This is a genomic window from Streptomyces spiramenti (genome assembly GCF_012034385.1).
Taxonomy (GTDB): Bacteria; Actinomycetota; Actinomycetes; order Streptomycetales; family Streptomycetaceae; genus Streptomyces; species Streptomyces spiramenti.
This window is the reverse complement of the sequence record NZ_JAAVJB010000002.1, coordinates 76679-86715: the sequence shown is the minus strand read 5'-3', so window position 1 is coordinate 86715 and position 10037 is coordinate 76679. Positions and strand designations below refer to the sequence as shown.

The 10037-nt window shown below is 70.4% G+C and carries 7 protein-coding genes; 1 reads left to right on the top strand and 6 read right to left on the bottom strand.

The annotated features are described in order from the left end of the window. The 5 genes from HCJ92_RS00670 to HCJ92_RS00650 all read right to left on the bottom strand — a co-directional run. Positions 1 to 1864, bottom strand: a 1864-nt coding sequence (locus HCJ92_RS00670; RefSeq protein WP_167931355.1) for a type I polyketide synthase, incomplete at its 3' end; no start/stop codon positions are given. A gap of 295 nt (positions 1865 to 2159) precedes the next feature. Continuing rightward, positions 2160 to 3428 carry a nucleotide disphospho-sugar-binding domain-containing protein gene (locus HCJ92_RS00665; RefSeq protein ID WP_167931354.1) on the bottom strand — a complete coding sequence of 423 codons (1269 nt, stop codon included), beginning with the start codon at positions 3426 to 3428 and terminating at the stop codon, positions 2160 to 2162. Positions 3429 to 3441: 13 nt separating this feature from the next. Next, entirely contained in the window at positions 3442 to 4419 is a 978-nt protein-coding gene (locus tag HCJ92_RS00660; protein ID WP_167931353.1) for an NAD-dependent epimerase/dehydratase family protein, read from the bottom strand. A gap of 119 nt (positions 4420 to 4538) precedes the next feature. Further along, positions 4539 to 5858: an activator-dependent family glycosyltransferase gene (locus HCJ92_RS00655; protein WP_167931352.1), complete on the bottom strand. Its 1320-nt coding sequence runs from the start codon at positions 5856 to 5858 to the stop codon at positions 4539 to 4541. 88 nt (positions 5859 to 5946) lie between these two features. Next, positions 5947 to 7167, bottom strand: coding sequence for an FAD-dependent oxidoreductase (locus HCJ92_RS00650; protein ID WP_167931351.1), 1221 nt, complete (start codon positions 7165 to 7167; stop codon positions 5947 to 5949). Between the two features lie 335 nt (positions 7168 to 7502). Here HCJ92_RS00650 and HCJ92_RS00645 point away from each other — a divergent pair, with 335 nt between their 5' ends. Then, complete coding sequence (locus HCJ92_RS00645) at positions 7503 to 8834, top strand: cytochrome P450 family protein (RefSeq protein WP_167931350.1); 1332 nt, start codon at positions 7503 to 7505, stop codon at positions 8832 to 8834. On the opposite strand, the gene rfbA is transcribed toward HCJ92_RS00645, so the two are convergent. Next, positions 8806 to 9753 carry a glucose-1-phosphate thymidylyltransferase RfbA gene (rfbA, locus tag HCJ92_RS00640; RefSeq protein WP_167931349.1) on the bottom strand — a complete coding sequence of 316 codons (948 nt, stop codon included), beginning with the start codon at positions 9751 to 9753 and terminating at the stop codon, positions 8806 to 8808. The two genes, HCJ92_RS00645 and rfbA, sit on opposite strands and share 29 nt — an antisense overlap. Between the last annotated feature and the right edge of the window lie 284 nt (positions 9754 to 10037).

Genomic DNA, 10037 nt, shown 5'->3' with positions numbered 1-10037 from the left:
CAAACGCAAACAACGACGACTGCGCCCACACCGTCTCGTTCAACCGCTCACCACCCCCCGCAACCACCTCACCAACCGAGCCCCCAAGATGCCGATCCAGCTCCCCACACACCTCATCAAAAGCCGCCCCGAAAACCGGGAACGCCCCACCAAGCCCCTCACCCATACCCGCCCGCTGCGACCCCTGCCCCGCAAACAAGAATCCTGCAGCGCCCTCACCACGAGCCACACCGGTCACCACACCACCGGCCGACTCACCATCCGCCACCGCCAGCAACCCCGCCAACAGCTCCTCACGACCGCCACCCATCACCACAGCGCGACGCTCGAAAGCCGTGCGGGTCGTGGCCAAGGCAGTCGCTACCGCTGCCGGTTCGTGGTCGGGGTTCGCCGTCGCCCAGGCGACCAACTGCCGGGCCTGGGCCCGGAGCGCCGCGTCCGAACCAGCGGAGACCAGCCAGGGGTGCGCTGCACCGTGGGGCAGGGGTTCTGCCGTCGGCTTCGTGATGTGCGCCGCGGGCGGTTCCTCGACGATCACGTGGGCGTTGGTGCCGCTGATCCCGAACGACGACACACCCGCCCGGCGCGGCCGGTCGCCGTCCGGCTCGGGCCATTCCCGGGCCTCGCTCAGCAGCTCGACACCACCCGCCGACCACTCCACCCGCGACGACGGCGCATCCAGATGCAACGTCGCGGGAAGCCGCCGCTCCCGCATCGCCAGCACCATCTTCATCACCCCGGCCACCCCGGCCGCCGCCTGGGCGTGCCCGAGGTTGGACTTCGCAGAACCGAGCCAGAGCGGTCGTTCGACGCTGCGTCCGCGGCCGTAGGTCGCCAGCAGCGCCTGCGCCTCGATCGGGTCACCCAGCATCGTGCCCGTACCGTGGCCTTCGACGGCGTCCACGTCGGTCGTCGTCAGACCCGCCTGGGCCAGCGCCGCTCGAATGACCCGTTGCTGGGCGGGGCCGTTGGGGGCGGAGGGACCGCTGCTGGCACCGTCCTGGTTGACCGCGCTCCCCCGGATCACCGCCAGCACCCGACGACCGTTGCGCTGCGCGTCCGACAGCCGCTCCAGGACCAGAACTCCGGCTCCCTCGGACCAGCCGGTCCCGTCGGCGGAATCCGCGAAGGACCGGCACCGCCCGTCCGCAGACAGTCCGCGCTGCTCGCTGAAGGCGATGAACGTCCCCGGGGTCGCCATCACGGTGACACCTCCGGCCAGGGCGAGCGGGGTCTCACCGCGCCGCAGGGCGTTGGCCGCCCAGTGCATCGCCACCAGGGAGGAGGAGCAGGCCGTGTCGATGCTGACGGCCGGGCCCTCCAGGCCGAGGGTGTAGGCGGTGCGACCGGAGACCGCACTGCCGAGGCTGCCGCCGGCGGAGTAGTCGTGGTACATCACCCCGGCGAAGACGCCCGTCGCACTTCCCCGCAGGGTTCGCGGGTCCACCCCCGCACGCTCCAGCGCCTCCCACGAGCTCTCCAGGAACAACCGCTGCTGCGGGTCGAGTTCCGCAGCCTCGCGCGGGCTGATGCCGAAGAACCCGGCGTCGAAGTCGCCGGCCTCGTAGAGGAACCCGCCGGAGCGCGTGTACGTCTTCCCGGGCCTGCCCGGCTCCGGGTCGTAGATCCGCTCCGTGTCCCAACCACGGTTGGTGGGGAAATCCCCGATCGCGTCACGGCCCTCGGACAACAGCTCCCAGAACTCCTCCGGAGAGGTGACGCCGCCGGGGAACCGGCAGGCCATGCCGACGATCGCGATCGGCTCGTCGTTCCGCCGGCGCAGCTCGGTGAGGCGCTGGCGGGACTCCCGGAGATCGGTCGTGGCGCGTTTCAGGTATTCGAGGAGCTTCGTCTCGTTGTCCATGCTTCACCCGGAGTCGACTCAAGAGCTCGTGTGTGTGAGAGGAAACCTCCTTCCCCTCCCCCTTAACGACCCCAGCGGCCCCCTAAGAGCCGCCGGTCGGTCGCCCCGTGGCCGCCCGGCGGCTGGGCCGCGGGGCGGCCGGCCGCGTACGGGGTGCCGGACCGCTGCCCCTGCCGTCGTCGCGCGGTGGCAGGGCAACGGGCCCGCGAGGGCTCGGAGTGGCGGCGACTGCCGCCCGCGGCGGTCCGGGGCGGGACGGCTGCTCTCGACCGCGACGGGGAGGTGCGCCCGCGGGTCAGGGGGCGGGGCGGCGGTTCCCTGCGGTCAGTGCTTCGAGGCGCGGCACCAGGTCGTGCGGGCTGGGGGTGGCCAGCATGTCCTTCTGGACCTGCGCGGCACCCTCCCGGAACGACGGGTCCTCCAACAGCTGCTTCAGCTGCTCGATGAGGCGGCTCTCGTCGGCGACCAGGCCGGCGCGCCGGGCTTCGAGCTTGCCCATCATCAGGGACTCGCCCCACATGTTTCCCGGGATCCCCAGCTGGGGGACGCCGTGCGCCACGGAGGCGGCGACGGTCCCGGTGCCGCAGTAGTGGACGATCGCCGCGCAGGTGGGCAGCAGGGGGTTCAGCGGAACGAAGTCGAAGAGCCTGACGTTCTCGGGGATGCGGGTGCCCGGCGGCACCTGATCCGCGTTGAGTGTGGCGATGACCTCGATGTCCAGCGTGGACAGGCCCTCCAGCACATCCTCGACCAGCAGCTTCTCACCGCCGACCGATCCGTGCATGCCGAGGCTGCGCCGCATGGAGCCGAGGGTCAGGCAGACCCTGGGGCGTCGCGGCTTCTTGCGCAGCCACGTGGGGATGACGGTGGGGCCGTTGTAGGGGACGTGCCGCAACGGCCAGTGGTCGACGTCGGGCAGGTCGTACCGCAGACAGCCCGGCATGGGGTCGAGCGTCGCCTGGCCGACGACCATCTCGTGGTCGAACTCGGCTCCGTAGGCGGCGAGTTTTCCACCGAGGTAGTCTGCGAGCGGGTCCGGTCCGGGGTCGTCGGGGTGCTCGGCAGCCAACTCCCGGTAGCGCGCGTACATCCGCGCCCAGTGGTCGGTGGCGGGCAGGATCCGCACGTGCGCGGCACCGACGACGCGCGCCAGGACCGGTCCGGCGTAGTTGTGGGCGTCCCACACGACGAGGTCGGGTTTCCAGGAGCGGGCGAAGCGCACCAGGTCCTTGAGCATCGCGTCGTCGGCCATGTACTCGCAGACCTGTTGCGTGTAGGCGGTCAGGGTGTCGCGGACGTAGTCGAGGGTGAGCACCTCGGGCCGGGTCTCGGCGATGTCGTAGCCGAGCCCGAAGGGGGTGTCGGGGTCGTTCTCCAGCCCTTTGGAGCCGGTCAGTTCCTCGCCGACGGGGACGAAGGTCAGCCCGGCGCTCTTGACCGACTCGGCGAAGTTCGGGTGGCTGGCCACGCACACCTCGTGCCCCGCGGTGCGCAGCGCCCAGGCCATCGGCACCAGGTTGTTCAGGTGGGAGTCGACCGCTGACGTGGTGACAAGAACGCGCATGGTTTCTCTCCGATCAGTGGTACCGGCGGTACCACTCGACTGTCTGTTCCAGGCCCTCCCGCAGGGGACGCGGGGCAAAGTCGATGAGGCCGTACAGCCTGCCGACGTCCAGCGTCCGGCTGGCGCGGCCACCGGAGCGGGAGAGGTCGAAGGTGATCCGCTCGGGTTCTCCGAGCGCCTGGCAGACGTACTGGGCCAGTTGCAGCACCGAGACGGTCTCGGAGGTGCCGATGTTCATGGTCTGGTGCTTGTTCGTCTCGACCATGCGGAGGATCGACCGGACGAGGTCGGTGACGTACATGTAGGTGCGCGTCTGGCTGCCGTCGCCCCAGATCTGGATGTCCTCGCCCGCGACGGCCTTGGCGAACATGCTGGGCACCACGCGGTCGGTGTCGGGCTCGAAGTTGTCCCTCGGCCCGTAGACGCTGGTCAGCCGGGGCAGGAAGATGTTCATGCCGTACTGGGTGCGGTAGGCCTCGGCCAGGATCTCCGCGTAGTTCTTCGCGAGGAAGTAGCCGTCAGGGGCGTAGCGCATCTGCTTGGTGAAGTCGTCCGACTCGTGGATCGGGTCGGTCTGCGAGGCGGGGTAGATATCGCTGGAGCTCAGCAGCACCACTTCGGGCACCTGGTGGTCGCGGGTGCCGCGGAGGATGTGGGAGACGGCCCGCATGTTGTCGTCGAGGATGCGCGCGGACTGGTCGCGTCGCGCCTCGACGCTGCCGGAGACGACGGCGCAGTGCACGAAGGTGTCGATACCGCCGGGGGTCTCGGCGAGCAGGCGGCGCAGCGCCTCCTCGTCGAGCAGGTCCAGCCGGACGGTGGTGAGCCGGTCGGTGACCGGTAGTTGGGGCAGAACGCCGCGGTTGTCGCGGCGGTAGAGGCAGATGACGCGGGCGCCGAGACCGAGCAGTTCCTCGATGACGTGTGACCCGATGAAACCGGTGCCTCCGGTGACGGCCACCGTCTTCCCGTCCCAGTGTCCTGTTGACATGTTCTTCCTTCCCACTGCGGGCGGTCTGGCGGAGCTCCGTGCGGTCCGTGCGGTGCACGGGGTTCTTGCGGTGGGCCGGCCGGTGGTGCCAGTGCGGCCGTCGGGACCGTCGGGAGGACCTAGCTTCGGTGTGCGGCCGTCAGCTCCTCGAGCTGCGGCACCATTTGGTGAGGGCTGGGGGTGGTGTGCATCTCGTCGCGGACGGCTGCGGCGTTCTGGCGGAACGAGGGGTCCTCCACCAGGCGGGAGAGCTTCTTCTGGAAGGAGCTGCCGTCGAGCTCGCTGCGCAGTCCGTCACCGGACAGCTGCTGGTAGTCGAGGAGCAGCCCGGCGCCGCGCTCCTCCAGGCGTCGGCCGAAGTCGACCTCGTCCCAGTAGCGGCCGGGTGCGACGAGGTGCGGGACACCGTGGGCCAGGGCGTTGCCCAGGGTGCCGAAGCCGCCGTGGTGGATGATCGCCGAGCAGCTCGGCAGCAGCTCGTTCAGCGGGACGAAGTCGACGGCGCGTACGTTGGGCGGTAGCGGGCCGCCCTCGGCGAGCTGCCGGGTGTCGAGGGTGGCGACCAGTTCGATGTCCAGTTCCGCCGCGGCCTCGATCATGTCGGTCACGGAGAACACGTCGCCGCCGAGCACCTCTCGCGCGGTCATACCGAGGGTGAGGCAGACGCGCGGACGCTGCGGCTTCTCGCGCACCCAGTCGGGGACTCCGGTCGGCCCGTTGTAGGGCAGGTACCGCAGCGGCCGTACGTCCAGGTCGAGGTCGGTCTGCATCCAGGGCGGCGTGGGGTCGATGGTCCACTGGCCGGTCATCTGCTCGGCGGTGAGCTCCGGTTCCCAGGTGCAGCCGAAGCGGTCGAGCCGTCCGGCGGTCCAGTCGCCGAGCACGTCGTCGCGGCGCTCGGGAGGCTGCTCGGCGAGCAGTCTCCGGTACACGCCGTACATGCGGCCGATGTAGTCGACCCCGAAGAGCATCCGGGCATGGGCGGCACCGGCGGCGCGGGCGGCGACGGGGCCGGCGAAGGAGAGGGCGTCCCAGATGACCAGGTCGGGCTGCCAGGAGCGGGCGAACTCCACGGTGTCGTCGAGCATGGTGCGCCCGCCGGTGGCGTGCTCGTAGTGGATGGAGCAGGCGATGGTGAAGGTACCGAGCACGTAGTCCCAGGTCAGTGCCTCGGGTCTGGTCTCGGTGATGCCGGCGTTGAGGTCCCGCCAGGACGTCCCGTTGGTCACGGCGGCGTCGCTGTCGGTGGTGGTGCGTTCCTCGGAGTCGGCCGCCTCTCCCACCGAGACGGCGGGCAGGCCGGTGCGGGCGATGGCGGGAACGAGTTCGGGCTGGCTGGCGACGCACACCTCGTGGCCGGCGGCACGCAACGCCCAGGCGAGCGGCACCATGTTGTAGAAGTGCGTCTTCGCGCCGTACACCGTGAACAGCACGCGCATCGTGGTCCCTCTCCGCCCTCTCTGTCGCTCGCTCGGCCCCGGTACGGCCCGGCCGCGCCGTCGGGCGGCGGCCGGGCGGTGTCTGTCGTCAGGTGGTGGGGCGCGGTACGTCGGCGTCCACGGGGGTGTCCCAACTGATGCGGTGGTCGTAGAGCCAGCGCATCTCGTCCAGGTCCTTCATCGCCGCCTTCTGGCTGAGGGCGAAGCGCATGAAGACGTCGCGGCCCACGCGCCGGAAGGAGTTGCGCACCTCCAGGGCGCGTCCGCACTCACGGCCGAAGCTCACGACCCGCTCCACCCGCTCACGGCGGATCTCCTCGTACGCGGCCAGCGCGGAGGGGATGTCGGGGATGTCCCGCAGGCACTTGCCGAGCACGATGGCGTCCTCGATGGCCATGGAGACGCCCTGCCCGGCGGAGGGGGACACCGCGTGGCAGGCGTCGCCCATGACGACCATCCGGTCGTTGCGCCATTTCGGGAGGTGCGGGATGTCCTGGATGGGGCGGGGCGGCCAGATGGAGTCGGTGGCCTTGATGATCTCGACGGCGGCGCTGTCGTCGCCCTCGAAGAGCTCCACCAGCTGGGTGCGCCAGTCCTCGGCGGAGATCGACGCCAGCTCCGCAGCGGTCGGCTCGTCGGGGCGCGTGATGCTGGCGTACCACCAGACCTGGCCCTCGTCGTCGGGGATGTAGCAGAAGAAGGCCCGCTTGCCGAGGTACATGAACTCGGTGCCGCGCTTGTGCGGGACGGAGACACCGGTGGCGTACCCGCCGGTGGTCATCAGACCGCCGTAGCGGAAGTCCAGTCCGGACGGGTCGATGACCGTGCGGGTCACGGAGTGCAGGCCGTCGGCCCCGATCAGCACGTCGCCCTCGGCCTGCGAGCCGTCGTCGAAGTGCGCGATGACGCCGTCGTCGGTCAGCTCGGCGTCGACCAGCCGCTTACCGAAGTTGATCTCGATTCCGCGCTCGATCGCGGCGTCGCGCAGCGTCGCGTAGAGGTCGGACCGGGTGATGGCGCGCGCCGTGGAGCCGTCGGGGAGCGGAGAGCCGTTGGGGACCTCGCAGAGCTGCTTTCCGTTGCCCAGGTGGAACCGGTATCCGGGAATGTCGAATCCCTCGGCGAGGTGGGAGACGCCGAGTTCCAGGAGGGCGCTGTAGCCGTTGACGGCCAGCACGAGGTTCTGCCCGATTCCGTCCGCGCCACGGTCGTAGGCCTCGTAGACGACGGCATCGAACCCCGCTTTCTGCAGAGCAATGGCGCTACTGGGTCCGGCGACACCGCCGCCGATGATCAAAGCCTTGGCCATGGGAATCCAATCGTCCGGTGTGGTGGCCGTCCGTCATCGTCCGGGCGGTCGCTGATCCGGCGCGTACGGCGCGATTTCCGACACCGGCTGCATTTCCGGTCACCAGCTCGCGCATTCCGGCGCGCTGCGACTGGTACTGGCAGCACCTTCACACAGGGGTACCGGCGAGTCAGCCCCTATCCACCCCTCTTCGCGCGGGTCGCGGGGGTGCGGCCGGCCCGCCGGGAGAGGCAGGGGTGGCACTGGCGGCGGGTTCGGACTAGGAACGGACGGGTGGAGCTGTGTGCCGATGGCCCGCTCGCGCGATGTGCTCCCGTCGAATGGAGGTCCGCACCATGACCAAGCACCAGATCGATCCGCGGCAGTGTTCGGACAGCGACCTGACCCGGCATCTGCTGGCGGCGCGCGGCACCCAGTGGATGCGCGGCAACCGCGGCGACCCGTACGCGCTGATCCTGCGGGCACAGGGCATCGACCCGCACTTCCTCTACCGGGGCATGCGTGGCCAACCGGTGCTGCGGCAGGCGGAGTCGGACGTCTGGGTCGTCGCCGACCACGCGGCAGGCGCGCAGATCCTCGCCGACGAGCGGTTGGCACCGGCGGCACCCGGCGGCGGGCGGCGACGCCGGCCGCGGGTCTTCGGCATCGACTCGTCCAGCACGCTGAAGCACGTGCTGTCCGTCGACGACAGCCTGCTCGCCCTGGACCACGAGGAGCGGCGGCGGCTGACCGAACTGGTGGGGCCCGCGCTCGGCGTGGCCGGCCTGGAGCGGTGGCACGGCCCGGTGCGGGAGGAGTTCACTGCCGCGTTGGACGCCGCGGGCGACTCCTTCGATCTGGTGAACGACGTCCTGCGGCCCGGTGTCGCGGCCGTGCTGGACCGGATGCTGGGCCTGGGTCCGGAGCGGCGCACGCGGTTGCAGGCGCTGGGTCCGGACCTGTCGCCGGTGCTGGACGCCCTGCTCTGCCCGCCCACCCTGAACGGCGCCCGGCGGCTGGTCGCCTCGGTGGACGCGCTGAGGGAGCTGCTGGACGAGGTGGTGGCGGAACGGGTCGGGGAGGACGCGGACGGCGGAGCGGAACGGGATCTGCTCGCCGCGCTGCGTGCGGTGGCCGGCGAGCAGGACACGGTGACCGCACTGATGCTGGCCGCGGGTGTCGGCTCGGAGGTCGCCGTGACCCTCACCGGCAACGCGGTCCTGGCGCTCCTGGACCACCCGGACCAGTGGGAGCTGCTCCGCGGTGATCCCGGGGCGGCCGGGGACGCGGTGGAGGAGACGCTGCGGTTCGAGCCTCCGGTGCGGCTGGACAGCCGGATCGCCGGTCAGCGCATGGAGATCGCCGGTCAGGAGATCGGCAAGGGCGACCAGGTGGTGGTCCTCGTGGACGCGGCCAACCGCGACCCGGGGCTGCTGTCGGGGGCGGAGGAGTTCCGGCTGGGCCGCCCCGGCCGCGCGGACCACCTGTCGCTGGCGGACGGCTCGCACCTGGCGTTGCTCGCGCCGATGGTCCGGCTGCTGGCGACGGGTGCGCTGGCCTCGCTGGCAGCGGCCCCCGGCGCGGCACTGCTGCGTCGCGACGGGGACGTGGTGCACCGGATGCGCACCCCGGTGACCCGCAGTATCGCCCGGTGCCCGCTCACGCGGCCGGGTGTGACGCCGCGCTGAGGGGGACCGCCGGGTCCACCGCGGCGTTCCCGTCGTCGGGGGACTCGTCCGTGAACTCACGGGCGATGTCCCTCACGTAGGCGCCGTAGGCGCAGTTGCCGAGCTCCTCACCCAGCCGGTGGCAGTCCTCCGCGGAGATGAACCCCATGCGCAGTGCGATCTCCTCCAGGCAGGCGATGCGCACTCCCTGGCGTTCCTCCAGGGTCCGCACGTACAGCGACGCCTGCAGGAGCGACTCGGGCGTCCCGGTGTCGAGCCAGGCGAAGCCGCGGCCTAGGTCGACCATCTTCGCGTTGCCTCGCTCCAGGTAGACGCGGTTGACGTCGGTGATCTCCAGCTCGCCCCGCTCGGAGGGACGGACGTTCTTCGCGATGTCGACGACGTCGTTGTCGTAGAGGTAGAGCCCGGTGACGGCGCGGTTGGTGCGCGGCCTCGACGGTTTCTCCTCCAGGGAGATCAGACGTCCGTCGGCATCGGTCTCCCCGACGCCGTACCGCTCGGGGTCCTTGACGCTGTAGCCGAAGAGGACGCAGCCGTCGATGTCCCGGGTGTTCTCCTCCATCACGGCTTGGAAGCGGTTGCCGTGGAAGATGTTGTCGCCGAGGACCAGCGCCACGGAGTCGTCGCCGATGTGCTCGGAGCCGATGATGAACGCCTCCGCCAGCCCGTTGGGTTCCGCCTGCTCCGCGTACGCGAAGTTCATGCCCAGGTGGGTACCGTCACCGAGGACGCGCCGGAACTGCGGAATGTCCTGCGGCTTGGAGATGATCAGGACGTCCCGGATGCCGCCGAGCATCAGAACGGACAGCGGATAGTAGATCATGGGCTTCTCGCCGACCGGCAGCAGCTGCTTGGAGACCGCGATCGTCACCGGGCTCAGCCGGCTGCCACTGCCACCCGCCAGAATGATTCCCTTCATAACCTTCATCCCTTGGTCGCGACCGGAAGTATCCGGGCTGTGAGAGGTTGCGTTGGGCCGAGAGGTTGCGCAGGCCTTTCCCTGAGGTGTCGGGAACGCGGCGCACGCTACAAATGCGGAGGGCTTCGCCGCGTTCCCGGTGGGCAGCGGCGAAGCCGGATGGCTTACGGCGACCCTGTTCCTGGCCCCGAAGCTTCACAAGTCGCCTGCGGCGATTTCGTACATGCACTTCCATCTACTGTGGAGACAGTAGATACGGGCCCGCAAAGCTGGCAAGCATATCC